This window comes from Streptomyces sp. NPDC006872 (genome assembly GCF_040635845.1).
Classification (GTDB): Bacteria; Actinomycetota; Actinomycetes; order Streptomycetales; family Streptomycetaceae; genus Streptomyces.
Window position 1 is genome coordinate 253,021 of record NZ_JBEYIL010000011.1, and the last position, 24,612, is coordinate 277,632.

General features: G+C 70.3%; 17 protein-coding genes. 8 read left to right on the forward strand and 9 right to left on the reverse strand.

All coding sequences use genetic code 11. The features are described 5' to 3' along the window. Window positions 1–25: 25 nt before the first annotated feature. The 4 genes from ABZ725_RS31025 to ABZ725_RS31040 all read right to left on the reverse strand — a co-directional run bounded on the left by ABZ725_RS31025 (window position 26) and on the right by ABZ725_RS31040 (window position 7,777). On the reverse strand, window positions 26–493 hold the full coding sequence (locus tag ABZ725_RS31025) for a hypothetical protein (RefSeq protein WP_358805812.1): 468 nt from the start codon (window positions 491–493) through the stop codon (window positions 26–28). 118 nt (window positions 494–611) lie between these two features. Next, on the reverse strand, window positions 612–2,486 hold the full coding sequence (locus ABZ725_RS31030; protein ID WP_358805912.1) for an ABC transporter ATP-binding protein: 1,875 nt from the start codon (window positions 2,484–2,486) through the stop codon (window positions 612–614). Window positions 2,487–3,333: 847 nt separating this feature from the next. Further along, entirely contained in the window at window positions 3,334–6,054 is a 2,721-nt protein-coding gene (gene ppdK, locus ABZ725_RS31035; protein WP_358805813.1) for a pyruvate, phosphate dikinase, read from the reverse strand. A gap of 418 nt (window positions 6,055–6,472) precedes the next feature. Beyond that, window positions 6,473–7,777: an ROK family protein gene (locus tag ABZ725_RS31040; protein WP_358805814.1), complete on the reverse strand. Its 1,305-nt coding sequence runs from the start codon at window positions 7,775–7,777 to the stop codon at window positions 6,473–6,475. 120 nt (window positions 7,778–7,897) lie between these two features. Between ABZ725_RS31040 and ABZ725_RS31045 the strand changes: the two genes are divergently transcribed. The 3 genes from ABZ725_RS31045 (at window position 7,898) to ABZ725_RS31055 (ending at window position 13,592) form a co-directional block, all read left to right on the forward strand. Next, on the forward strand, window positions 7,898–9,313 hold the full coding sequence (locus ABZ725_RS31045) for a hypothetical protein (protein ID WP_358805815.1): 1,416 nt from the start codon (window positions 7,898–7,900) through the stop codon (window positions 9,311–9,313). Further along, the gene (locus tag ABZ725_RS31050) at window positions 9,310–11,259 is read left to right on the forward strand and encodes a glycogen debranching N-terminal domain-containing protein (RefSeq protein ID WP_358805816.1); all 1,950 of its coding nucleotides are present in this window, start codon (window positions 9,310–9,312) and stop codon (window positions 11,257–11,259) included. The genes ABZ725_RS31045 and ABZ725_RS31050 overlap by 4 nt, the downstream gene beginning before the upstream one ends. A 662-nt stretch (window positions 11,260–11,921) precedes the next feature. Then, window positions 11,922–13,592: a CDP-alcohol phosphatidyltransferase gene (locus tag ABZ725_RS31055; protein WP_358805913.1), complete on the forward strand. Its 1,671-nt coding sequence runs from the start codon at window positions 11,922–11,924 to the stop codon at window positions 13,590–13,592. A gap of 59 nt (window positions 13,593–13,651) precedes the next feature. Here the strand turns inward: ABZ725_RS31055 and dusB are convergent, their stop codons facing one another. Next, window positions 13,652–14,806, reverse strand: a complete 1,155-nt coding sequence (dusB, locus tag ABZ725_RS31060) for a tRNA dihydrouridine synthase DusB (RefSeq protein WP_358805817.1) — start codon at window positions 14,804–14,806, stop codon at window positions 13,652–13,654. A gap of 82 nt (window positions 14,807–14,888) precedes the next feature. Here dusB and ABZ725_RS31065 point away from each other — a divergent pair, with 82 nt between their 5' ends. After that, entirely contained in the window at window positions 14,889–16,340 is a 1,452-nt protein-coding gene (locus ABZ725_RS31065) for an MFS transporter (protein ID WP_358805818.1), read from the forward strand. Here the strand turns inward: ABZ725_RS31065 and ABZ725_RS31070 are convergent. Then, the gene (locus ABZ725_RS31070) at window positions 16,330–17,184 is read right to left on the reverse strand and encodes a helix-turn-helix transcriptional regulator (RefSeq protein ID WP_358805819.1); all 855 of its coding nucleotides are present in this window, start codon (window positions 17,182–17,184) and stop codon (window positions 16,330–16,332) included. The genes ABZ725_RS31065 and ABZ725_RS31070 overlap by 11 nt on opposite strands. Window positions 17,185–17,285: 101 nt before the next feature. On the opposite strand from ABZ725_RS31070, the gene ABZ725_RS31075 reads away from it, so the two are divergent. Beyond that, window positions 17,286–18,716 (forward strand): MFS transporter, encoded by a 1,431-nt coding sequence (locus ABZ725_RS31075; protein ID WP_358805820.1) that lies wholly within the window; start codon window positions 17,286–17,288, stop codon window positions 18,714–18,716. A gap of 107 nt (window positions 18,717–18,823) precedes the next feature. Next, window positions 18,824–19,042: a hypothetical protein gene (locus ABZ725_RS31080; RefSeq protein WP_358805821.1), complete on the forward strand. Its 219-nt coding sequence runs from the start codon at window positions 18,824–18,826 to the stop codon at window positions 19,040–19,042. Window positions 19,043–19,140: 98 nt separating this feature from the next. On the opposite strand, the gene ABZ725_RS31085 is transcribed toward ABZ725_RS31080, so the two are convergent. Further along, a complete protein-coding gene (locus tag ABZ725_RS31085) occupies window positions 19,141–19,737 on the reverse strand; it encodes a TetR family transcriptional regulator (RefSeq protein WP_358805822.1) in 597 nt (198 codons plus the stop codon). Between the two features lie 25 nt (window positions 19,738–19,762). Then, window positions 19,763–20,773: an aldo/keto reductase gene (locus ABZ725_RS31090; protein WP_358805823.1), complete on the reverse strand. Its 1,011-nt coding sequence runs from the start codon at window positions 20,771–20,773 to the stop codon at window positions 19,763–19,765. Window positions 20,774–20,957: 184 nt separating this feature from the next. Between ABZ725_RS31090 and ABZ725_RS31095 the strand changes: the two genes are divergently transcribed. Beyond that, window positions 20,958–22,049, forward strand: coding sequence for an endonuclease/exonuclease/phosphatase family protein (locus ABZ725_RS31095; protein ID WP_358805824.1), 1,092 nt, complete (start codon window positions 20,958–20,960; stop codon window positions 22,047–22,049). Window positions 22,050–22,109: 60 nt separating this feature from the next. Here the strand turns inward: ABZ725_RS31095 and ABZ725_RS31100 are convergent, their stop codons facing one another. Continuing rightward, window positions 22,110–23,492 (reverse strand): glycine--tRNA ligase, encoded by a 1,383-nt coding sequence (locus ABZ725_RS31100; RefSeq protein ID WP_358805825.1) that lies wholly within the window; start codon window positions 23,490–23,492, stop codon window positions 22,110–22,112. Window positions 23,493–23,641: 149 nt separating this feature from the next. Between ABZ725_RS31100 and ABZ725_RS31105 the strand changes: the two genes are divergently transcribed. Next, window positions 23,642–24,598, forward strand: a complete 957-nt coding sequence (locus tag ABZ725_RS31105; RefSeq protein WP_358805826.1) for a metal ABC transporter substrate-binding protein — start codon at window positions 23,642–23,644, stop codon at window positions 24,596–24,598. The last annotated feature ends 14 nt before the right edge of the window (window positions 24,599–24,612 follow it).

Consider the following 24,612-nt stretch of genomic DNA (forward strand, 5'->3'; position numbering starts at 1 on the left):
CCTGGGCTCGGGAAGTCGGAGGGGATCAGCCACGGTCCCAGTTGTACGAGAATTTCCGCTCCGGAATACAGTTGTCCGGGCGAAGAGAGCCCCGGTCTCGGCAGACTCGAAGCCTCGCCTCTCCTGTGTAGCGCTGTGCACCATCCCAATTGGACTTGTGCAGTCGGACGGAACTCCGTTGTTTTCCGTAATAGCGCACCCACTCGTGCCCGTGGACCTTGGCCTCGACGTAGACGTTGTGCCCGTCAGTGGCGCTCCTGTCCTCAAGCAGCCCCGACCATTCGAAGGCACCGTGATTGACTCCGGGCCGGTTGAACTCGTACTTCGCCCCACTGAACCTGACACCTTCGGTATCAAGCCGTGGGATGCCCCCCTTCACCGGCGACGCGAACGCCGCCACCGCCGCACTGAGTACCAGCCCAACCGAAGCCACGCCGAGCACTACCCTCTTCACACACGCCTCCGTAACCATCGGCGACACCGTCATCGCCATGAGTAACGGACTGTAGCGGCGCGTAAGTTGACAGAAACGATCTATCGCCTCATAACCATCCCATCAGGCGATCGAAAACCAGACATCCCCACCAACGAACACAAGACAGCCGAGCCGTTCAGCCGCGAACCTGGCTGCCCACCCCGCCGGGCCACGCGTCCGTCCACCCGACCTGCGCGTACGCGTAGGACTCCGCCATGCCGACCGGCTCCGCAGGACCCACGTTCTGCGAACCGTGCAGATGGGCATACACCCCGCCCCAGGCGAGCAGTTCCTCGTGGGTGCCCGTTTCTGCTATGCGGCCCTGGTCGATGACGAGGATGCGGTCGGCGTCCGGGGCCAGGTTGAGGTCGTGGGTGATCATGATGGTCGTGCGGCCTGCCATCAGGCGGCGCAGGGGTTCCACGATGCGGCGGGTGGCTATCGCGTCCAGGCCGGTCGTCGGTTCGTCCAGGACCAGGACCGGGGCGTCGCGCAGCACCGCTCGCGCGATGGCCAGGCGTTGCAGTTGGCCGCCGGACAAGCGGGCGGAGTTGGGGTCGACCCTCGTGTCGTAGCCGTCGGGGAGTGCCGTGATGAACTCGTGCGCGTCGGCCGACCGTGCCGCCTCCTCGATCGCGTGGTCGCTCGCGCCTGGCCGGCCGCAGGCGATGTTCGCGCGGACGGTGTCGTGCAGGACCAATGTCTCCTGCGGCAGCAGCGTCACGTACTCGCGCAACCGCGCCAGGGGGAAGTCACGCAGCGGGGTGCCGTCCAGGAGGATCGCGCCGGAGTCGGCGTCGTAGAAGCGGAGGAGGAGCTTGGAGACCGTGGACTTGCCCGCGCCGCTCGGGCCCGTGATGATCACCAGTTCCCCGGGGCGGGCGGTGAAGGTCAGTGCCTCCAGGGTCTGGGTCTGCGCCCCCGGGTAGCGGAATGAGACGTCTCGCAACTCGACCACGCCGTCGGGGCGGCCATGGTCGCTGTGCTCCGAGCCCGTCGGGTCCGTCACCGCCGGCCTGGCGTCCAGGATCTCGACCAGTCGTTCCGCGCCCGCGGTGGCGGCGGTGATCAGCAGTCCCAGTTGGGCCAGGCTGCGGATGGGCGGGTAGAGGTAGCTCAACAGGGCTGCGAACGCCAGTAGTTGGCCCAGGGTCATCTGGCCTCTCGAAATCTCCCAGACGCCTATGCCGATCACGGCCAGTACGCAGATCGTCTCGATGACCTGCACCAACTGCCCGTATGCCTGGTTGAGGCGGGCCGAGCGGACGGCCGCGCGAAACCAGGCCGTCGCCTCCTGGCTCAGCCGGCGGCGCTCGGCGTCCTGGCGGCCGTAGGCCTGGGTCAGGACCAGGTTGCCCAGGGACTCCTCCACCACGGACGTGACCGCCCCGTCCGCCACCCTGCCCTCCCGGGCCACCGACCTGACGCCGTCGGCGAACCTTCGGGCGGCCAGCCAGAACAGCGGGGCCAGGATGAAGGTCGCCGCCGCCAGGTCCCAGCGCAGCCAGAACGCGGCCGCCGCGTAGAAGACCGCACTGAAGACGGCCGACGCCGTGCCGATCAGGCCCGACACGGCCATCTGCTCGATGGCTTCCACGTCGCCCGTCAGCCGGGACAGCAGATCTCCCTGGCGGTGCTTCTGGAAGAAGTGCGGGGGGAGTTTCTGCACATGGTCGAAGACGCGCTCGCGCAGCCGCATCACGAATCGCTCCGACACCCACACGGAGAGGGAGCCGCCCGCGTAGCCGATGGCCGCGCCCACCACCGCGATGCCGAGCCACTGCGCCGCGGGGGTCCAGAAGGCGTCCAGTGAACCCCTTTGCAGCGCGTTGTCGGTGAGATCGCCGAAGAGCAGGATGGCGGCGGTCTCTGCCAGCGCGCCCAGCACCGTGCACAGCCACACCCCCACGAGCCAGCGGCGCAGCCCCTTGGTCAGCGGCCAGAAACGGCGGAAGGCCACGCGGGGGGACAGGACAGGGGGAGAGGAATTATCTGTGTCAGGGGCGGCCAGGGGGATCGCGGGATTTTCTCCGAGGTCGCCCTGAACCTCGTAGTCGGCGAGAAGTTCCTCGGCTGCTCTGACAATCGGCTGGCCGTATTCAGAAAGTTCCAGACCCGGTGGAATACTCCGGGGAAAATCAACTCCTGAACTGTTCCTACGCGAGCGCATTCGTTTCTCCCGTCACCGGCGGGAGGGCCGGCGGAACACCGCCGGCCCTCCCTTTTCACCTGGGATCTTCCACTCAGGAGCCGGTTCAGAAGCCGGGCTGCTGAGGCGCGGCCTCACCGGGGCGCGGACGGCGACGTCGTCCCTGCTGCGCGGGCGGGGGAACCTGGCCGGGGTTCGGGTTCGCATTCGCGTTGGGGTCCGTGTTGGCGTTCCGGCGGGGGGTAAGCGGTGCAATCACCCTGAAGCTCATGACGACTCCTTCTGAGTTTCCAGCATCTGCACGGGAAGGGGGAATTCGGAAATTCCGAACGAGCGAGGTGGGGATCAGGGTCGTCACCCTGGGCGATCCCTCCGCCCGATGAGAAAGAACTTAACACGCGCCACGACAGCCCGAAGAGAAAACTCAGAATTAAACGCCGGAAAGAATGCTGTGAAAACCTTGTCTTTACCTTGGTATTTATTAAGCGAGCCCCATTGACCAGCAGAAACAAGCCCACTGACAGCAAGAGGACGGCACCCCCGCACAGGGTGCCGTCCTCCTTGGTGCGCCGGAGCCGCCGCCGATCGGTGAGGGTCGGGGACCGACAGCGGCTCCGGGGTCAAAGCCGGATCAGCCGGATCAGCCGGATCGAAGCGCGCTCAGCCGGTTCAGCCGGATCCAAGCGGGCTCAGCCGGATCGAGGCGGGCTCAGCGGTGGTCGCTTCCCGTCGACTGCGTCGCCGCCCGGCCCGCCTCGAGACGGGCCACCGGGATCCGGAAGGGGGAGCAGGAGACGTAGTCCAGGCCCACCTCGTGGAAGAAGTGCACGGACTCCGGGTCGCCGCCGTGCTCGCCGCAGACGCCGAGCTTGAGGTCGGGGCGGGTCGCCCGGCCCGCCTCGGCCGCCGCCTTCACCAGCGAGCCGACGCCGTCCCGGTCGATCGTCTCGAACGGGGAGACGCCGAAGATGCCCTTCTCCAGGTACGCCGTGAAGAACGAGGCCTCCACGTCGTCCCGGCTGAAGCCCCACACCGTCTGGGTCAGGTCGTTCGTGCCGAAGGAGAAGAACTCCGCGGCCTCCGCGATCTGGCCGGCCGTCAGGGCGGCCCGGGGCAGCTCGATCATCGTGCCGATCGCCAGCTTCAGCTCGACGCCCGTCGCCGCCTCGACCTCCGCGACGACCTCGTCGGCCTCCTCGCGGACGATCTCCAGCTCCTGGACGGTGCCGACCAGCGGGATCATGATCTCGGCGCGCGGGTCGCCCTTGGCGTTCTTGCGCTCCGCCGCCGCCTCCGCGATGGCGCGGACCTGCATCGTGAACAGGCCCGGAATGACGAGGCCGAGCCGTACGCCGCGCAGACCCAGCATCGGGTTCTGCTCGTGCAGCCGGTGCACCGCCTGGAGCAGGCGCAGGTCGTTCTCGTGGGACTCCTGGCGGGACTCCGCCAGCGCCACCCGGACCGAGAGCTCCGTGATGTCGGGGAGGAACTCGTGCAGCGGCGGGTCCAGGAGACGGACCGTCACCGGGAGGCCGTCCATCGCCTCGAAGAGTTCGATGAAGTCCTTCTTCTGGAGCGGCAGGAGCTGCTTCAGGGACTCCTCGCGCTCCTCCTCCGTGTCCGCCAGGATCAGGCGTTCGACCAGCTCACGGCGGTCGCCGAGGAACATGTGCTCTGTGCGGCACAGGCCGATGCCCTGCGCGCCGAAGCGGCGGGCGCGCAGCGCGTCCTCGGCGTTGTCGGCGTTCGCGCGCACCCGCAGCCGGCGCTTCCGGTCGGCGAAGGCCATGATGCGGTGGACGGCCTCGACCAGCTCGTCGGCGTCGTCTGCGCCCGCGTGCATCCGGCCCTCGAAGTACTCCACCACGGGGGACGGGACGACCGGGACCTCGCCCAGGTAGACCTTGCCGGACGAGCCGTCGATGGAGATGACGTCGCCCTCCTCCACCACATGGCCGCCCGGCACCGTCATCCTGCGGCGCTTGGTGTCGACCTCGAGCTCCTCCGCGCCGCACACGCACGTCTTGCCCATGCCACGGGCCACCACGGCCGCGTGGGAGGTCTTGCCGCCGCGGGAGGTGAGGATGCCCTCGGCCGCGATCATGCCGTCGAGGTCGTCGGGGTTGGTCTCGCGGCGGACCAGGATGACCTTCTCGCCCGAGCGGGACCACTTCACGGCGGTGTAGGAGTCGAACACCGCCTTGCCGACCGCCGCGCCCGGCGAGGCCGCGATGCCCCGGCCGACCTTCTCGACCTTCGCGTCCTCGTCGAAGCGCGGGAACATCAGCTGCGCGAGCTGGGCTCCCGTGACCCGCTGCAGCGCCTCCGTCTCGTCGATCAGGCCCTGGTCGACGAGCTGGGTGGCGATGCGGAAGGCCGCGCCGGCCGTGCGCTTGCCCACGCGGGTCTGGAGCATCCACAGCTGGCCGCGCTCGATGGTGAACTCGATGTCGCAGAGGTCCTTGTAGTGGTTCTCCAGCGTCTCCATGATGCCGAGCAGCTGGTCGTACGACTTCTTGTCGATCTGCTCCAGCTCGGCGAGCGGGACCGTGTTGCGGATGCCCGCGACGACGTCCTCGCCCTGGGCGTTCTGCAGGTAGTCGCCGTACACGCCCTGGTGGCCGGAGGCGGGGTCGCGGGTGAAGGCGACGCCCGTGCCCGAGTCGGGGCCCAGGTTGCCGAAGACCATCGAGCAGACGTTGACGGCCGTGCCCAGGTCGCCCGGGATGCGCTCCTGGCGGCGGTAGAGCTTGGCGCGGTCGGTGTTCCAGGAGTCGAAGACGGCCTTGATGGCGAGGTCCATCTGCTCGCGCGGGTCCTGCGGGAAGTCCCGGCCGGCCTCGGCCTTGACGATCTTCTTGAAGCGCGTGACCAGCTTCTTGAGGTCGGCCGCCTCCAGCTCGGTGTCGACGGCGACCTTCTTCGCCGTCTTCGCCGCCTCCAGCGCGTCCTCGAAGAGCTCGCCGTCCACGCCGAGGACCGTCTTGCCGAACATCTGGATCAGCCGGCGGTAGGAGTCCCACGCGAAACGGTCGTCGCCGGCCTGCTTGGCCAGGCCCTGGACCGACCTGTCGGAGAGGCCGATGTTCAGGACGGTGTCCATCATGCCCGGCATCGAGAACTTCGCGCCCGAACGGACGGACACCAGCAGCGGGTCGTCGGCCTGGCCGAGCTTTTTGCCCATCCGCTGTTCGAGGGCGTCGAGGTGCGCACTCACCTCGTCACGCAGTGCCGCCGGCTCCTCGCCGCTGTCGAGGTAGACCTTGCAGGCCTCGGTGGTGATCGTGAAGCCCGGCGGGACGGGAAGGCCCAGGTTGGTCATCTCGGCGAGGTTCGCGCCCTTGCCACCGAGGAGGTCCTTGAGGTCCTTGTTGCCCTCGGTGAAGTCGTAAACGAACTTCGCTACGTGGGAATCATTGTTTTCCGACACGGTCTCGACTCCTCGAGGACGCGGTGGCTGCCCTGACGCCGAGGAACATACCCAGATCAAAGGCGTCTGGGTACGTCTACTCGTGCGTCATGTGCTTGTAACCAGTCGTCCGCCAGCGGATCGAAAGTCAAAGCTTGGCAAGCGCACAGCCGCTGATGTTTTCACTTCTTGAACGCATCGACCTCTCATCCCGCCCCATCATCGCTCATATGAGCGTAGAGCGCCACGCCTGATTTCGATCGATGAACGATCAAGGGGTGGCACCCAGTGCCACCCCTTGGAGAAGTGCATTCGATCGAAGATCCGCTCATCTGAGCATTTCCCCCCTCAGGGGTGGCGCGAATCACGCCGCTCGAAGCCGACGGATTCCACCATGCGGACGCGACACAGGAGGGAAACACCTCCCTTACAAGGTCGCTCACACCCCCAGCGCCAGCAACCGCTCCTCCACCCGCTCCGGCGCGTACAGGTGCTCCACGACCATCGCACCCGCCCCCACCAGGCCCGCCCGCTCCCCCAGCCGCGAGGTCACGACGTCCAGATGGGCGGTGGAGCGGGGCAGCGCCCGCTGATAGAGCAGCTCGCGCACGCCCGTGAGAAAGGCTGTTCCCGCCAGATCCCCGGCGATCATCAGCACTCCGGGGTTGAGCAGCGTCACCACCGTGGCGAGGACGTCCCCGACCTGGCGGCCGGCCTCCCGGGCCAGTGCGGCCGCCCCGGGGTGTCCGGCGGCGAGCAGATCGCGCACATCCGAGCCGGAGGTCGTCGGCAGGCCCGTCTCGGCGAGCCGGCGCGCCACCGCGCCACCGCTGGCGACGGCCGCGAGGCACCCGTAGGAGCCGCAGCGGCACAGCGCCTCCGCGCCCACCCGGATATGGCCGATGTCGCCGGCGCCGCCGTCCACGCCCCGGAAGACCGCGCCGTCGACCACGACCCCGGCGCCGATACCGGTGGACACCTTGACCAGCACGAACGCCGAGCAGTCGGGGTACCCGGTGCGCTGCTCGCCGTAGGCCATGAGGTTCGCGTCGTTGTCGACGAAGACGGGGACGGGGACGGGGACGGGGACGGGGGCAGAGATCGGGGCAGGGGCGGGGACGGGGACGGCCATGGGTGCCGCCGTAGGCGTGACGGCCGTCCGCTCGGCGAACGCTCGCGCCAGGCGGCCGCGTATGTCGTAGCCGTCCCAGCCGGGCATGATCGGCGGCTGGACGACCCGGCCCGTCTGGCTGTCGACCGGGCCGGGGACGGCGACCCCTATGCCGCAGACCTCGTCCGCCCGGTGGCCCGCCTTCTCCAGCAGCTCGGCGAACCAGCCGCCCAGTTCGCCGAGGACGGCTTCGGGGCCGTCCTCGATGACCAGCGTGCCGCCGTGCTCGGCCAGGATCTCCCCGGTCAGCGACAGCACGGCCGCGCGCGCGTGCCGCGTGTCGAGGTCCGCCGCGAGGACGATCGCGTGGGCGTCGTCGAACTCCAGCGTGATCGAGGGACGGCCGCCCAGCGGCGAGTCGACCGGGCCGCCGGCGCCCTCGCGCAGCCAGCCTGCGCGGAAGAGCCGGTCCAGCCGTTGGCCGACGGTCGCGCGGGAGAGGCCGGTGACCTGCTGGAGGGCGCCGCGGGTCGTCGCCCGTCCGGTGCGCACCAGTTCGAGGAGATCTCCGGCGCTCGCCTGACTGCCCGCCTTGCCGACCGCCCTGCCGGTCCGTCCCGGACGCCCAGTCATGCGCACCCCCTTGTGTTTCTCAAGCTTGCATTACATATTGAGTTTTGCGTGTTAAATAGACGTAACCCTACGGTAGCCACTGCCGAACCAGGTGGCCTAGTCGTCTTCGGGGAGCCCCGAGTGGATCGCACCGCCCAGCTCATCGCCCGCCCGACGGTGGATACCGTCGTATACGATCCGACGGCTCCGCCGGGTCCACCGCACCTCAGGGCGCTGCGCTCGCGAGCCGTGGACGTGCTGGAGGGGAACTGGACGGGAACGTCGACGGTGCCCTCGCGCCGGCTGTACCCACACCAATGGTCCTGGGACTCCGCGTTCATCGCCATCGGGCTGCGGCACGTCTCGCCGCTCCGGGCGCAGACCGAGCTGGAGACGCTGCTGGCCGCCCAGTGGGGCGACGGACGCATCCCGCACATCGTCTTCAACCCCTCCGTACCCCTCGACGCGTACTTCCCGAGCCCCGATTTCTGGCGCTCCTCGACCGCGGGGCGCGCTGCGGGCGCCCCGCGCACCGTACAGACCTCCGGCATCGTGCAGCCACCGGTGCACGCGCTGGCGGCCTGGCTGGTGCATCGCGCCGACCCGGGGCTGTCCCGGGCGCGCGGCTTCCTCGCCCGGGTGTATCCCCGGCTGGCCGCCTGGCACCGCTATCTGCTGCACCGGCGGGACCTGGGCGGGGGCGGGCTGGTGTCCGTCGTCCACCCGTGGGAACAGGGCATGGACAACGCCCCGAGCTGGGACGCCCCGCTCGGCCGGGTCACCCCCGCCCCGGCCCGCTCCTTCCGTCGTGCGGACCTCGACCACGGGGCTGCCGAGGACCGTCCGACGGATCTGGACTACGGGCGGTACGTGCGGCTGGCCACGGAGTACCGGGACGGCGGGTATGCCGACGGGGGCGGGGAGTTCGCCGTCGAGGACCCGGCCTTCAACGCGCTGCTCATCGCCTCCGAACACGCCCTCGCCCGTATCGCGCGCGAACTGGGCGCGACGGCCACGGCCCGCCACGCCCGCGCGGAACGCCTGACGGCGGCGCTGGTGGAACGCCTGTGGGACCCGACGGAGGGCATGTTCTTCTGCCGGGACGTGCGTAGCGGCGGCCTGGTCCCCGAGCGTGGGGTCTCCGGGCTGGTGCCGCTGCTGCTGCCCGGGCTGCCGCGGGAGGTGGTCGGCGGGCTGGTGGCGACCCTGCGGGGGCCGCACTTCGGGCTCGGCGGCGCGACTCGTCTCGTGCCCAGTTACGACCTGCTCGGCGAGGCCTTCGACCCGCACCGCTACTGGCGCGGGCCGGCCTGGTTCAACACGAGTTGGCTTGTCGAGCAGGGGCTCCGGCTGCACGGGGAACAGTCCGCCGCGGACGAACTGCGCCGGGCCGCCCTCGACATCGCGGACAGCTCGGACTTCGCGGAGTACGTCGACCCGTACACCGGCGAGGCCTGCGGCGCGACCGGCTTCAGCTGGACGGCCGCGCTCACGCTCGACCTGATCCACCGAGAAGAAATGTCAGGCACGGGTACCAAGGGAGGGGACCTGGGATGACGGACCGGCATCATCTGCTCGTGCACGGCGGGACGTTCGCCGCCGTGGGCGACCGCGGAGACATCAGCGGCGTACGAGGCTCCGGCTCGGCCGCCGGATCCCCCGAGGGGCTGTTCGTCCGGGACGCCCGGCACCTCAGCCGCTGGCAGTTGACCGTCGACGGCGCCGTACCGGAGGCGCTCTCGCCGGTCGCGGACGGGGACACCACGCGGTGCGTGCTCGTCCCGCGCGGCGGCCGCAACGAGCCGCCGTCCTGCACGCTCTTCCGGGAACAGGCCGTCGGCGACAGCTCGTTCGTGGAGTCGCTGCGGCTCGTCAGCAATCGCCCGGTGCCGACGACGGTCCGCCTCGCGGTCACCGCCGACGCGGACTTCACCGACCAGTTCGAACTGCGCTCCGACCACCGGACGTACGCGAAGACCGGGGTCGTCCGCCGCCGCCAGGTCATGGACGACGGCGTGGAGTTCACCTACCGGCGCGGCGAATGGCAGTCCTGTACGACGGTGACGGCCGACCCCGTGCCGGACGGCGTCGAGGAGACCGGCACCGGAGCCCGTCGGCTCGTATGGAAGCTGGAGTTGGAGCCGCACGGCTCCGCCGAGCTGACCCTGCGGGTGATGGCCCGCCCGCACGGCGAGAAGCGGGCGCTGCGCGTGCCACGCTCTCCGGCGGCATTGACCGAAAAGGTACTTGCGCAGGAGGCCGAGTTCGTGGAGGGCGTCGCCTTCCCGACCGGCTGGCCCGAACTGGCGTCCGCCTGCGCACGCGGCCTCGCCGACCTGTCGTCACTCCAAGTAATCGCGAGAGGCCCGGAGGACGAGGAGTTGCGCGTCCCGGCGGCGGGCGCCCCCTGGTTCCTGACGCTGCTGGGCCGCGACGCCCTGCTCACCTCGCTCTTCGCGCTCCCCTACCGCCCCGGCCCGGCCGCCGCCACGCTCCTCGCGCTCGCCGCGACCCAGGCGAAGGAGACCGGGCCGCGCGCGGTGTCGCAGCCCGGCAAGATCGTGCACGAGGTGCGGCACGGCGAGCTCGCCCACTTCGGACAGGTGCCGTTCGCCCGCTACTACGGCTCGGTGGACGCGACCCCGCTGTTCCTCGTCGTCCTCGGCGCCTACGTCGAGCAGACCGGCGACGCGGCGCTGGCCCGCCGGCTCGAGCCGAACGCCCGTGCGGCGATCGGCTGGATGCTGGACCACGGCGGACTGACCTCCCGCGGCTACCTGGTCTACCGGGCCGACCAGGGCGGCCTCGCCAACCAGAACTGGAAGGACTCCCCCGGCGCCATCTGCTCCGCGGACGGCACCCGCGCGACCGGGGCGGTGATGGCGGCGGGGGCCCAGGGGTACGCCTATGACGCGCTGCGCCGCACGGCGTGGCTGGCGCGCACGGTGTGGGAGGACGAGAAGTACGCGGCCCTGCTGGAACAGGCGGCCGCCGACCTGCGGGACCGTTTCCAGCGGGACTTCTGGATGCGGGACCGTTCCTTCCCGGCGCTCGCCCTGGACGGCGAGGGCCGCCAGGTCGACGCGCTGGCCTCGGACGCCGGGCACCTGCTCTGGTCGGGGCTGCTGGACAAGGAGTACGGGGAGATCGTCGGCCGGCGGCTCCTCGAACCGGATTTCTTCTCCGGCTGGGGCGTGCGCACGCTGGCGGCCGGGCAGCCGGCGTACCACCCGCTCTCCTACCACCGCGGCTCGGTCTGGCCGCACGACAACGCGCTGATCACGCTCGGCCTCGCCCGCTACGGTCTGCACGACGAGGCCCGTACGGTCGCCCACGGGCTGGTCGACGCGGCGACCGCGACCGGTCACCGGCTGCCCGAGGTTCTCGCGGGCTACGGCCGTGACACCCACGCGGAGCCGGTCCCGTACCCGCACGCGTGTGTGCGGGAGTCCCGCTCGGCGGCGGCCCCGTTGGCGCTGCTCACGGCGGTCGGAGGCGCGTGATCTCCCCCGGTCCGCCGCTCGCCCGGCCGCCCGGCGCGGCACTTGGCGTTGCGTTTGCGCGGTGTTTGCCGAGCACTGGCCCGGGGGGCTGAACGCGGGCGAAGGGCAGGCCGTACGAAACTGTGGCGGATCCGACCGATGTCGGATCCGCCGAACCGCCGGGCTTCGTACGGAAGGACCCTCGGGTGCCTGTCTCCACTCGCTCATCCCAGCCGCCTGCATCGAGAGAACCCGAATCACCCGAGGACGACACCGTGCAGACCGTCGACACGGACCCGACCGCCGAGACGTCGACCTCCGGCCCGCAGCCGGCTGTGGAGACCCCGGCCACCGTGTCGGAGACGGCCGCGGAGACCCCGGATGCCGGCTCGGAATCGGCTGCGGAGACCCCGGCCACCGGCCCGGAGGCGGCCGCAGAGACCCCGGATGCCGACTCGGAAACGGCTGCGGAGACCCCGGCCCCCAACTCGAAGGCAGCTGCAGAGACCCCGGCCACCGGCTCGGAGGCGGCTGCGGAGAACCAGGCTGCCGACCCGAAGACGGCCGCTGAGGCCCCGGCCGCCGACCCGGACACGGCCGCCGAGACCCCGGCCGCCGTCTCGGAGACGGCGGCCGAGAGCGAGTCCGCGTCCGACGGCGTCAAGCGTGGCCTCAAAGCGCGTATCGCGTACTGGCGTTCCTGGCGGAGTCGGCACCCGCGCGCCGCGCAGGCGGTGTGGTGGACGGTGACGGCCCTGTCCCTGGCCCTCGTGCTCACAGCGCTGCTGATGCCGAACCGGATCGGCGCGCTCCACAGCAACAGGTTCACCCGGCTGCCCGGGGAGGCGATCCTCGGGGCGGCCATGCTGCTGGCGCTGCGCCGCCGCCCGCGGATGGTGGTCGCGGCGCTGGGCGGGGTCCTCCTCGGGGCGCTGACCGTGCTGAATCTGCTCGACATGGGGTTCGTGGAGTACCTGGGCCGCGATTTCAACCTCGTCCTGGACTGGGGTCTGCTGGACGACGCCCAGTCCTACATCGCGGACTCGATGGGCGGGGCGACGGCCGTCGCCGCCGCCGTCGGCCTCGTCCTCCTCATCGGCCTGCTGTTCGCGGTCATGGCCCTGGCGACGATCCGCGTCAGCAACCTGATGATGCGCGACCCGCAGCGGGCGACCCGGGCCACGCTCCTCGCCGCCACGGTCTGGGTCACCTGCTCCGTCGTCGGCCTGCAGAACGCGGGGGTGCCGGTCGCCTCCTACCGCACCGCGGACGCGCTCGTGAACAAGGCCCGGCAGGTGCGGCAGACCCTCAAGGACGAGGCCGCGTTCGGCAAGGAGGCCCGTACCGACGCGTTCGGGGCGACCCCGGCCGACCAGCTCGTGCCGGACCTGCGCGGCAAGGACGTCATCTTCACGTTCATCGAGAGCTACGGCCGCAGCGCCATCGAGGACCCGGTCATGGCGCCGGGTGTCGATCAGACCCTCGCCACGAGCACCGAGGCCCTGACGAAGGCCGGGTTCCACGCGAAGAGCGGCTGGCTGACGTCGGCGACGTTCGGCGGCAGCAGCTGGCTCGGCCACTCCTCGACCCTGTCCGGACTGTGGGTCGACAACCAGCAGCGCTACCGCACGGTGATGGCCAGCGACCACCTGTCGCTGACCAAGGCGTTCCAGAAGACCGGCGCGTGGGACACGGTCGGCATCATGCCGGGTGTGCAGAAGGGCTGGCCGGAGCAGGAGTACTACGGCCTGGACACGGTCTACAACGCTTTCAAACTGGGTTACCAGGGGCCGAAGTTCAGCTGGTCGACCATGCCCGACCAGTACACCCTGGAGGCGTTCCAGCGGCTGGAGCACGGCCGCACGGACCGCGCCAAGCCGCTGATGTCGGAGATCATCCTGACCTCCAGCCACCAGCCCTGGGCGCCGATCCCGAAGATGGTCGACTGGGACGACCTCGGCGACGGCTCGATCTTCGACGGCATCCAGAAGGCGGGCAAGAAGGCGTCCGACGTGATCGCCGACAGCGCCGAGTCCAAGGTGGAGTACGGCAAGTCCATCGAGTACTCGGTGACCGCCCTCACCCAGTGGATGGAGCGCTACGGCACGGACGACACCGTCCTGGTCTTCCTCGGCGACCACCAGCCCATCACCCGGGTCAGCGGCAACAACGCCAGCCGGGATGTGCCGATCTCGATCGTCGCCAAGGACCCGAAGGTCCTCGACAAGATCGCCTCCTGGAACTGGACGGACGGTCTGAAGCCGGCCAAGAACGCCCCGGTCTGGAAGATGAACCTGTTCCGCGACAGGTTCCTCACGGCCTACGGCTCGACCCCGCACCCGTCCAACGGCTGATCCCCGCAAGGGACTTGCAGGACCTGCGGGACGGGGGGATATGCGGAAGGTGCGGGACCTCAGCCGCCGGAGGTGTCCAGTTCCGCGTCCTCGCTGATGCCCGCGCAGTCGTACGGGTCCTTGAGCCACCCGTCCGGGAGCACCACGCGGTTGTTGCCGGACGTGCGGCCGCGGGGGCCGTCGGCGCCGGTGGGCCAGGGCTGGTCGAGGTCCAACTCGTCCAGCCCGGACCGCAGTTCCGTCAGCGACGACGTGATCGCCAGCCGCTTGCGCATCTCGGAGCCGACCGCGAAGCCCTTGAGGTACCAGGCGACGTGCTTGCGGAAGTCGATGACCCCGCGCGACTCGTCGCCGATCCACTCGCCGAGGAGGGTGGCGTGCCGGACCATGATGTCGGCGACCTCGCGGAGGGAGGGGCGCGAGATGTCGTCCGTACGCCCCTCGAAGGCGGCGACCAGGTCGGCGAACAGCCAGGGCCGGCCCAGGCAGCCGCGCCCGACGACGACGCCGTCGCACCCGGTCTCGCGCACCATCCGCAGCGCGTCCTGCGCCGACCAGATGTCGCCGTTGCCGAGGACGGGGATCTCCGGGACGTGTTCCTTCAGGCGGGCGATCGCCTCCCAGTCGGCGGTGCCGCCGTAGTGCTGGGCGGCCGTGCGGCCGTGCAGGGCGATGGCGGTCACGCCCTCCTCGACGGCGATGCGGCCGGCGTCGAGGTAGGTGATGTGGTCGTCGTCGATGCCCTTGCGCATCTTCATGGTGACCGGGAGGTCGCCGGCGCCGCTGACCGCCTCGCGCAGGATCGCGCGCAGCAGGTGGCGCTTGTAGGGGAGGGCGGAGCCGCCGCCCTTCCTCGTCACCTTGGGGACCGGGCAGCCGAAGTTGAGGTCGATGTGGTCGGCGAGGCCCTCCTCCGCGATCATGCGGACGGCCTTGCCGACGGTGGCCGGGTCGACGCCGTACAGCTGGATCGAGCGGGGCTTCTCGGTCGCGTCGAAGTGGATCAGCTGCATGGTCTTCTCGTTGCGCTCGACCAGCGCCCGGGTCGTGATCATCTCGCTGACGAACAGCCCCTTGCCGCCGCTGAACTCCCTGCACAGGGTGCGGAAGGGCGCGTTGGTGATCCCGGCCATGGGGGCCAGGACGACGGGCGGCTGGACGGCGTGCGGGCCGATCCTCAGGGGCCGGGCGATGACGGGCGTGGTCGTGGGCATTGGGCCATTGTCGCGCATCGGCAAGGATCATGTAGCAGTCATTAGTTAGACGCACTATCGACACCGGCGTACCCTGGAGCGCATGCCCGAGCTCAGCCCTCGCCGACGTCTCCTCGTCCTCGCCATCTGCTGCATGAGCCTGCTGATCGTGAGCCTCGACGTCACCGTCCTGAACGTCGCCCTCCCCGTGATGCAGCAGGACCTGCACGCCACCACCGCCGGACTCCAGTGGACTATCGACGCCTACACGCTCGTCCTGGCCTCGCTGTTGATGCTCGCGGGGTCCACCGCCGACCGGATCGGCCGCAAGAAGGTCTTCATGGCCGGCCTGGTCGTGTTCTCGATCGGCTCCCTGCTGTGCTCGCTCGCCCCGAACCTCGACCTGCTGATCGCGGCGCGGATGGTGCAGGCGGTCGGCGGTTCGATGCTGAACCCGGTCGCCATGTCGATCATCACCAACACCTTCACCGCCCCGCGCGAGCGCGCCAGGGCGATCGGGGTGTGGGGCGCGGTCGTCGGCATCTCGATGGCCGCCGGCCCGCTGCTGGGCGGACTGCTCGTGGAGACCGTCGGCTGGCGCTCGATCTTCTGGCTCAACCTGCCGGTCGGCCTGGTGGCCCTGCTGGCGACCCTGCGCTACGTCCCCGAGTCCCGCGCGCCGAAGGCCCGCCGCCCCGACCCGGTCGGCCAGCTGCTGGTCATTACCCTCTTCGGCTCCCTGACGTACGCGATCATCGAGGCGCCGGAGGCGGGCCTGACGACCAGCGGCCCCTTCGCCGCCGTGGCGCTGGCCGCGCTGATCGGCCTGCTCCGGTACGAGCCCCGGCGCGCCGAACCCCTCATCGACCTGCGGTTCTTCCGGTCGGTGCCGTTCAGCGGCGCGACGGTGGTCGCGATCAGCGCGTTCGCCGCGCTGGGCGGGTTCCTGTTCCTGTCCACCCTGTACCTCCAGAACGTACGGGGCCTCGACGCCCTTCACGCGGGCCTGTGGATGCTGCCGATGGCCGTGCCGACGTTCCTGTGCGCCCCTCTGTCCGGACGGCTGCTGGGCACCCGGGGCCCACGGCTGCCGCTGCTGATCGCGGGCGTCGCGATGACGGCGAGCGGGCTGCTGTTCGCCGCCTTCGACGCGCAGACGTCCGACGTCACGCTGTTCCTCGGGTACGTGCTGTTCGGCGTGGGCTTCGGCTTCGTGAACGCGCCGATCACCAACACGGCCGTGTCGGGCATGCCGCGCAGTCAGGCGGGGGTGGCGGCGGCGGTCGCCTCCACCAGCCGCCAGCTCGGCCAGACCCTGGGCGTCGCGGTGATCGGCGCGGTCCTGGCGGCGGGCGTGAGCACCTCGTCCTACCGCGAGACCTTCGCTTCCGCCGCCGTCCCCGGCTGGTGGATCCTCACCGGCTGCGGCGCGGTCGTCCTCGCCCTGGGCGCCGTCACCACCGGCCGCTGGGCGAAGGGGACGGCGGAGCGGACCGCGCAGCGTCTGGAGGCGGAGACGCCGGACGTCCCCGCGGCGGCGAACGTCAGCGCGTGACCGTGCGCCGAGGGTCCCCGGCCAGCGCGTACAGCTTCTCCAGACGCTCTCGGGTCTCCGCGTCCACCGGTACGTACGTCACGATGCGAGCGCCGAGTTCGGGGTTCAGCCAGAGGTCGGTGTGGGTGACGGTCAGGAGGCCGACGTGGCGGTTGCGGAACTGTTTGACCTTGCCGCGGCCGGCGGCGATCTCATAGCGCTCCCAGTTCTCGCGGAACGCCGGGGACTCGGACTGCAGACGCTTGACCAGCATCTTCCAGGCCGGCTCGGAGAGGTGCCCGGCCATGGACGCGCGGAGTTTCGCAGCCATCACCCGCATGGACTCGTCGTGCTCGACGACCGACTCGCGCCACTGGGGGTGGGTGTGCATGAGGATCACGCAGTTGCGGTCCTCGGGCGGCACCGTGTCCAGGTCGCACAGCAGATGGGCGTAGGTGCGGTTGTAGGCCAGGATGTCGTAGCGGCTGTTCTGGACGCTGGCGGGGATCGGGTCGAGCCGGTCGAGCAGGGCGCGTACGGCGTCGGTGACGCCCATGCACGACGAGGCGGGGGTCGGGTCGGTCGCGCCGGCCAGCTGGAAGAGGTGGGCTCGTTCGCCCGGGTCGAGCAGCAACGTGCGGGCGAGGGCGTCCAGGACCTGAACCGAGACGTGGATGTCCCTCGACTGTTCGAGCCACGTGTACCAGGTGACACCGACCGCCGAGAGATGCGCGACCTCCTCACGGCGCAGGCCCGGCGTGCGGCGGCGCGCTCCGCGCGGGAGGCCCACCTGCTCGGGCGTGATGCGCTCGCGGCGGCTGCGCAGAAAGGCGGCGAGCTCGTGCCGCCGGATCTCCGTCGTCATGGCTCCAGCCTGCCGCCGTTCGGATCCTGTTGCCAGGTACTTCTTCTACCAGGATAAGAAGACTCTGGTACCCGTCTGCGGGGCGGCTCAGGCTCTGGAGGGTGACTGAAACCATCGTTGCTCCAGCCGCCGGACGGAGCGCCGCGGCACCCGGCGCGCTCGGTCCGCTCGGGCTGTTCACCGTGCTGATCGGCGCGGCGCTCCCCCTCATCGACTTCTTCATCGTCAACGTCGCCCTGCCCACCATGGGCCAGGACCTCGGCGCGAGCGAGTCGGTCCTCGAACTCGTCGTCGCCGGGTACGGGCTCGCGTACGCGGTGCTCCTCGTGCTCGGCGGCCGGCTCGGCGACCTGTTCGGCCGGCGCCGGCTCTTCCTGTGCGGCATGGCCGCCTTCGGTCTGACCTCGCTGGCCTGCGGCCTCGCACCCGACGCATGGACGCTGGTCGCGGCGCGGATCGCGCAGGGCGCGTCGGCCGCCGCCATGGTGCCGCAGGTGCTCGCCACCATCCAGTCCGCCACCGCGGGACCGCGCCGCGCCAAGGCCATGAGCCTCTATGGCGCGACCGCCGGCCTGTCGATGGTCGCGGGCCAGATCCTCGGCGGCGTGCTGGTCGCCGCGGACCTCGCCGGCAGCGGCTGGCGGTCCGTGTTCCTGGTCAACGTCCCCGTCGTGATCGTCGGGCTGGTCCTCGCCGTCCGTGCCGTCCCGGAGACGCGCTCGCAGCGCCCGGAGCCCGTGGACGGACCCGGCACCGTGCTGCTCGCCGCCGCTCTGCTGGCGCTGCTCGCCCCGCTCACCGAGGGCCGGGCCGCGGGCTGGCCGCTGTGGACGTGGCTGTCGCTGGCCGCGTTCCCGCTGCTGGCGGGCGCCTTCTACGCGGTGGAGCGGCGGGCCGACCGGCAGGGCCGAACGCCGCTGGTGCCGCCGAGCCTGTTCGCGCTCACGCCCCTGCGGCGCGGGCTGGTGCTCATGGTGCCGTTCTCGATCGGCTTCAGCGGTTTCATGTTCGTCGTGGCCGTGGCGTTGCAGCGCGGGGCCGGGCTCGGTCCGGTGCCGGCCGGTCTCGCGCTCACGCCGATGGCCGCGGCGTTCTTCCTGGCCTCGCTGGCCGGACCCCGGCTGGTGGCGCGGTTCGGGGCCCGGGTGGTGACCGCCGGGTCGGTGCTGCAGGGCCTGGGTGTCGTCCTGCTCATTCTGGCGGTGCGCGCCGACTGGCCGGACGTGGGCTTCGTCGAGCTGCTGCCGGGCGCGGCGGTCGCCGGCACGGGCCAGGCGCTCCAACTGCCCGTCGTCATGCGGATCGTGATGTCGGAGGTGCCGCCGGAGCGGGCGGGCGTCGGCAGCGGTGTGATGGTGACCACCCAACAGGCCTCGCTGGCCCTGGGCGTGGCCACCCTCGGCACCCTGTTCCTCTCCCTGGTCCCGGGGATGGGCATGCGGGACGCCCTTGTCACCACGCTGGTCGTGCAGTTGGCCGGGGTGGTCGTGACAGCGCTGTTGAGCCTGCGGCTGCCGCGCAAGGTGGGGTGAAGTCCCCGTTGATGTTGGTCTTGCTGCACACTCCTTGCTGCGCGGGTTCCTTGACCGCGCAGCCGGACTCGATGTCCTCGGACGCACGACGAGACGCAGGAGACGTCATGCTGGAGATCAACACGAGCAAGGTGAGCCGCTGGGACCAGCACGGGCGGGAGCACATCGTCAGGGTGCAGCGGGCGGGAGCGCGTCGCACGATCGAATGCGACACGTGCGGCTGGCGCAAGGGGGCGCAGTTCCTGCCCTGGTTGAAGGCTCAGGAGCATCTCGCCGAGGCTCACCAGGCGACGGTGGATCCGACGGAGGGCCGCGAGCCGCGATGAGTTGCGGGTGCAGCGCCGGGGAGCGGGGTGATGGGGTCTCCCCTCCGGGGGAGGGCGTGCCGGACCCCGTGTCTGCGGCATGAGCCGCCGGACGGGCCCTAACCCCGTCCCCGCAGTCCCTCCAGCAGCAGGTCCACCAGGGCCGTGAAGTCGTCGTTCGCCTCCGGGCGTTCCCACTCCCGGAAGTAGGTGGGGTCGTGGAAGCGGGCGGTGGCCTGGAAGACGGCTCGGGCGGCGACGGCCGGGTCGGGGGCCGCGAAGGCGCCGGAGTCGACCCCCGCCTCGATGATCGAGGTCAGCTGGCCGGTGAGGTCGTCGAGGTGTCCGCCGACCGCCGAGCCGTTCTCGCTGGTCAGCACCATGTACGTGGCGAACAGCTCGGGGTCGAGGCCCGCCTTGCGGCGCTTGGCGTCGAGCAGGGCGGCGAGCCAGTCGCGCAACCGGTCCGCAGGGGTGCGGGTCTCGTCGGCGGTGATGCCCGAGAGCGTCTCCGAGGTGCGGTCCAGCCACCGTTTCGTGACCGCCTCGCGCAGCGCCGCCTTGGTACGGAAGTGGCGGTAGACGCTGCCGTGGCTGACGCCGAGCGCGCGGGCCACGTCGACCACGGTGGCCTTGGCGGGGCCGTGACGGCGCAGCACCTCCTCGGTCGCCTCGAGGATGCGCTCGGCGGTCAGGGTCTCGGTGGTCGGTGACATGCTCAGACCGTACCTGGCAGGGGGATCACGCCGGGAGATGAGCCATCGCGGCCGCCGGGTAGCGCTCGCCCGCCGCGGCGTCGGCCGGCACGGCCTCCTCGATGGCGGCGAGGTCACCCGCGTCCAGCGTGACCTCCAGTGCGCCGAGGGACTCCGTGAGCCGCTCCCGGGTGCGGGCGCCGACGAGGGGCACGATGTCCTCGCCCCGGCCGAGCACCCAGGCGATCGCGATCTGCGCGACGGAGACGCCCTTCTGCTCGGCAATCTTCCGCAGCGCCTCCACCAGGTTCAGGTTGTGCTGGAGGTTCTCGCCCTGGAAGCGGGGCGAGTAGGCCCGGAAGTCGTTCGCGGCGAGCTTCCGGTCGGCGGTGAAGTGGCCGGAGATCAGGCCCCGGGACAGCACTCCGTACGCCGTGACGGCGATGCCCAGTTCGCGGGTGGTCGGCAGGATCTCCGCCTCGATGCCCCGCGAGATCAGCGAGTACTCGAACTGGAGGTCGGCGATCGGGGCGGTCGCGGCGGCCTTGCGGATCGTCTCGGCGCCGACCTCGCTGAGGCCGATGTGCCGGACGTACCCCTGCTCGACCAGCTCGGCGATCGCGCCGACCGTCTCCTCGATCGGCACGTCCGGGTCGAGCCGGGCGATGCGGTAGACGTCGATGTGGTCGACGCCGAGGCGCTGGAGCGAGTACGCGGCGAAGTTCTTCACCGCCGCCGGGCGGCCGTCGTAGCCCTCCCAGGCGCCGTCCGGGCCGCGCAGGGCGCCGAACTTCACGCTGACCAGCGCCTGCTCGCGGTGGGCGGCCGGGGCGGTGCGCAGCGCCTCGCCGACCAGCAGCTCGTTGTGCCCCATGGCGTAGAAGTCGCCGGTGTCCAGCAGCGTCACGCCGGCCTCCAGGGCCGCGTGGATCGTCGCGATCCCCTCGGACCGGTCCGCGTCGCCGTACAGCGCGGACATGCCCATGCAGCCGAGCCCCAGGGCGGAGACCTCGGGGCCGGTGGTTCCAAGGGTGCGGGTGTGCTCGTGGATCGTCATGCCCGCCAGCATGGCATGACAGCTGACAGATTTCAATATCTGTCAGCTGTCACACGCATCGACCCCTGTCTGTCGACACGACGGCAGCACCCGGGACCCGGACAATGGAGAGTGTCGGCGTGCAGTCACCTCGGCGGCGCCTGCCGTCGGCCGTGCGGCTCTGCGCCGCCGCGGGAGGCACGTCATGACCATCCGTATCGGCACCTTCAACGCGGAGAACCTCTTCCGCCGCCCCAAGGCCTTCGCCCTGGAGAGCGACACCCAGCGCGACAAGGTCCTCGCCGACTTCGGCGACCTGGTGGCCCTCCTGGAGAAGGAGAGCTACTCGGACCACGACAAGGAGCGGATCCTCGCGATCGTCAAGGAGCACCGGGCCCTCGACTCCGCGCCGGACAGCCCCCGGCCGTTCTTCGTCAACGAGCTGAAGGGGAAGGGCGGCAGACTCTTCGACGAGGACCCCACCCTCACGGTCGCGGCCGCCGGCCGCGGGGACTGGGCCGGCTGGGCCCAGCTCGTGCGCGACGACCTCAGCTGGCCGGCCGTGCAGAACACCGGTCGGGTGGTGGCCGAGGTCAACGCGGACATCCTGCTCATGGTGGAGGTCGAGGACCGCCTCGCCCTGGAGCGCTTCAACGAGAACGTCCTCGGCGAGACGCTGGGGCACCAGCCCTACCCGTTCAACCTGCTGATCGACGGCAACGACCCCCGCGGCATCGACGTGGGCATCCTCAGCCGCCACCCGATCACCTCGGTGCGGTCGCACATCTTCGACCCCGGACAGGGCGGCCGGCGGCTCTTCAGCCGGGACTGCCCCGAATTCGAGATCGCCCTGAACGGCACGCCCCTGTGGATCCTGGGCAACCACCTCAAGAGCAAGCGGGGCGGCGGCGCCGGACTCCGCGCCCGCCAGGCCCTGCGCGTCCGGGAGATCTACGAGGCCGCCCTCCTGCGGTCCGAGCACGTCGTCGTCGCCGGCGACCTCAACGACTTCATGGCCAGCACCCCGGTCAAGACCCTGCTGGACGCCGGCCTGAAGGACGCAATGACGCACACCGGCTACACGGGAGACCCGGGCACCCACGGACCGGGCACGCAGGACGAGGAGAAGATCGACTACCTCCTGTTCCCGCCGGGGCTGTTCGACCGCATCGAGCACGTCGAGGTGGAACGGCGGGGCATCTGGGCCCCGGAGACCTTCAAGTCGTTCCCGACGGTCACGTCGACGGCGACCCAGGCCTCCGACCACGCGGCGCTGTACGCGGACCTGGACCTCTGAAACACAGCGACCCCGCACCCCGGCGAGGGGGTGCGGGGCCCGTGTCAGCGGGTCAGCGGGTCAGCAGCCGATCAGGCGGCCCGCGAGGTAGCCCTCGATCTGGTCGAGGGACACCCGCTCCTGCTTCATCGAGTCACGCTCGCGCACCGTCACCGCGTTGTCGTCCAGGGTGTCGAAGTCGACCGTCACGCAGTACGGCGTGCCGATCTCGTCCTGGCGGCGGTAGCGGCGGCCGATCGCGCCGGCGTCGTCGAACTCGATGTTCCAGTTCTGGCGCAGCGCGGCGGCGAGGCCCTTGGCCTTCGGGGACAGCTCGGGGTTGCGGGAGAGGGGCAGGACCGCGACCTTCACCGGGGCGAGACGGTGGTCGAGGCGCAGCACCGTGCGCTTCTCCAGCTTGCCCTTGGCGTTGGGGGCCTCGTCCTCGACGTACGCGTCGAGCAGGAACGCCAGCATCGCACGGCCGACGCCCGCCGCCGGCTCGATGACGTACGGCGTCCAGCGCTCCTGGGCCTCCTGGTCGAAGTAGGAGAGGTCCTGGCCGGAGGCCTTGGCGTGGGCGGAGAGGTCGTAGTCGGTGCGGTTGGCGACGCCCTCCAGCTCGCCCCACTCGTTGCCGCCGAACTGGAAGCGGTACTCGATGTCGGCGGTGCGCTTGGAGTAGTGGGAGAGCTTCTCCGCCGGGTGGTCGTACCAGCGCATGTTCTCTTCACGCATGCCCAGGCCGGTGTACCAGTTCCAGCGCTGCTCCATCCAGTACTCCTGCCACTTCTCGTCCTCGCCCGGCTTGACGAAGAACTCCATCTCCATCTGCTCGAACTCGCGGGTGCGGAAGATGAAGTTGCCGGGCGTGATCTCGTTGCGGAAGGACTTGCCCATCTGCGCGATGCCGAACGGCGGCTTGCGGCGCGAAGTCGTCTGCACCTGGGCGAAGTTGGTGAAGATGCCCTGCGCGGTCTCGGGGCGCAGGTAGGCGATGGAGCCGGTGTCCTGCGTCGGGCCGAGGTGGGTGGAGAGCAGACCCGAGAACTGCTTGGGCTCGGTGAACTGGCCCTTGTTGCCGCAGTTGGGGCAGTTCACGTCGGCCAGGCCGTTCTCCGGCGCGCGGTGGTGCTTGGCCTCGTACGCCTCTTCCAAGTGGTCCGCGCGGAACCGCTTGTGGCAGGAGGTGCACTCGGTCAGCGGGTCGGAGAAAGTGGCGACGTGACCGGAGGCCACCCAGACCTCGGGGGCCAGGATGACGGACGAGTCGATGCCGACCACGTCCTCGCGCGACGTCACCATGTAGCGCCACCACTGGCGCTTCAGGTTCTCCTTGAGCTCGACACCCAGCGGTCCGTAGTCCCAGGCGGCCTTCTGGCCGCCGTAGATCTCACTACAGGGGAATACGAAGCCACGGCGCTTGCTCAGGCTGACGATGGTGTCGATCTTGTCGGCGGCCACGGTGCTCTCTTCATAACGACGACGGGCGACGAAGCGAGGTGCTTCCAGCGAAGACTTCAGGGTACCGGCGAGGGCTCCCCCTCAACCAAATCGGTGCCTTGCCGGAACCTTGTTGACAACGGTTTCCATATTTGTTGAAAATGACTGTCATGAACGTACGACGACTCATATCCGGCACCGCGATCGCCGCTGCCACCGCCCTCGGCCTCGGCACCCTCTCCGCCTGTTCCACCGACAGCGCGGCCGCTGCGGGCACGGACAAGTTCGACGTCGTCGCGTCGTTCTATCCGATGGCCTTCCTCGCCGAGCAGATAGGCGGGGACCATGTGCACGTCACCAGCCTCACCCAGCCCGGCCAGGAGCCGCACGACCTGGAGATCAGCGCCAAGCAGACGGCCGCCCTCCAGGAGTCCGACGCGGTCCTGTACCTGAAGAACCTCCAGCCGTCCGTCGACGACGCGGTGGCCCAGTCCGAGGTCAAGACGAAGATCGACGCCGCCTCCCTCACCACGCTCGAGAAGCACGGCAACGAGGTCGGCGGTCACGCGGCCGAGCACGACGACCACGAGAACGAGGAACTGGCCGGTCTCGACCCCCACATCTGGCTCGATCCGGTGCGCTACGCCGAGGTCGCCGCCGGCGTCGGCAAGGCCTTCGAGAAGGCCGACCCGGACCACGCGGCCGACTACCGGACCAACACCGCGACCCTCGTGAAGAAGCTCGGCGAGCTGAACACGAAGTTCGAGACCGGGCTCGCGAACACCAAGACCAAGGTGTTCGTCACCACGCACGCCGCCTTCGGCTACCTCGCCGAGCGCTACGGCCTGACCGAGGAGGCCATCAACGGCCTCGACCCCGAGTCGGAGCCCAGCGCCGCGCGCGTCAAGGAGCTTGAGAAGATGGCCAAGGCCGACGGCGTCACGACCGTGTTCTACGAGACGCTCGTCAGCGACAAGACCGCGAAGACCATCGCCTCCGACGCGAACCTCAGGACCGACGTCCTCGACCCGATCGAGGGCATCACCGAGAAGTCCCGGGGCAAGGACTACTTCTCGGTCCAGGAAGCCAACCTCAAGGCGCTGCAGACGGCCCTGGGAACCAAGTGAATCTCCAGTGATCT

Excerpts from the sequence above, each read along its gene's own strand:
- ABZ725_RS31095 (WP_358805824.1), top strand. The coding sequence starts at position 20,958 with ATGACCATCCGTATCGGCACCTTCAACGCGGAGAACCTCTTCCGCCGC.
- ABZ725_RS31090 (WP_358805823.1), bottom strand. The coding sequence starts at position 20,773 with ATGACGATCCACGAGCACACCCGCACCCTTGGAACCACCGGCCCCGAG.
- ABZ725_RS31105 (WP_358805826.1), top strand. The coding sequence starts at position 23,642 with ATGAACGTACGACGACTCATATCCGGCACCGCGATCGCCGCTGCCACC.
- ABZ725_RS31025 (WP_358805812.1), bottom strand. The coding sequence starts at position 493 with ATGGCGATGACGGTGTCGCCGATGGTTACGGAGGCGTGTGTGAAGAGG.
- dusB (WP_358805817.1), bottom strand. The coding sequence starts at position 14,806 with ATGCCCACGACCACGCCCGTCATCGCCCGGCCCCTGAGGATCGGCCCG.
- ABZ725_RS31085 (WP_358805822.1), bottom strand. The coding sequence starts at position 19,737 with ATGTCACCGACCACCGAGACCCTGACCGCCGAGCGCATCCTCGAGGCG.
- ABZ725_RS31080 (WP_358805821.1), top strand. The coding sequence starts at position 18,824 with ATGCTGGAGATCAACACGAGCAAGGTGAGCCGCTGGGACCAGCACGGG.
- ABZ725_RS31070 (WP_358805819.1), bottom strand. The coding sequence starts at position 17,184 with ATGACGACGGAGATCCGGCGGCACGAGCTCGCCGCCTTTCTGCGCAGC.
- ABZ725_RS31040 (WP_358805814.1), bottom strand. The coding sequence starts at position 7,777 with ATGACTGGGCGTCCGGGACGGACCGGCAGGGCGGTCGGCAAGGCGGGC.
- ABZ725_RS31065 (WP_358805818.1), top strand. The coding sequence starts at position 14,889 with ATGCCCGAGCTCAGCCCTCGCCGACGTCTCCTCGTCCTCGCCATCTGC.
- ABZ725_RS31050 (WP_358805816.1), top strand. The coding sequence starts at position 9,310 with ATGACGGACCGGCATCATCTGCTCGTGCACGGCGGGACGTTCGCCGCC.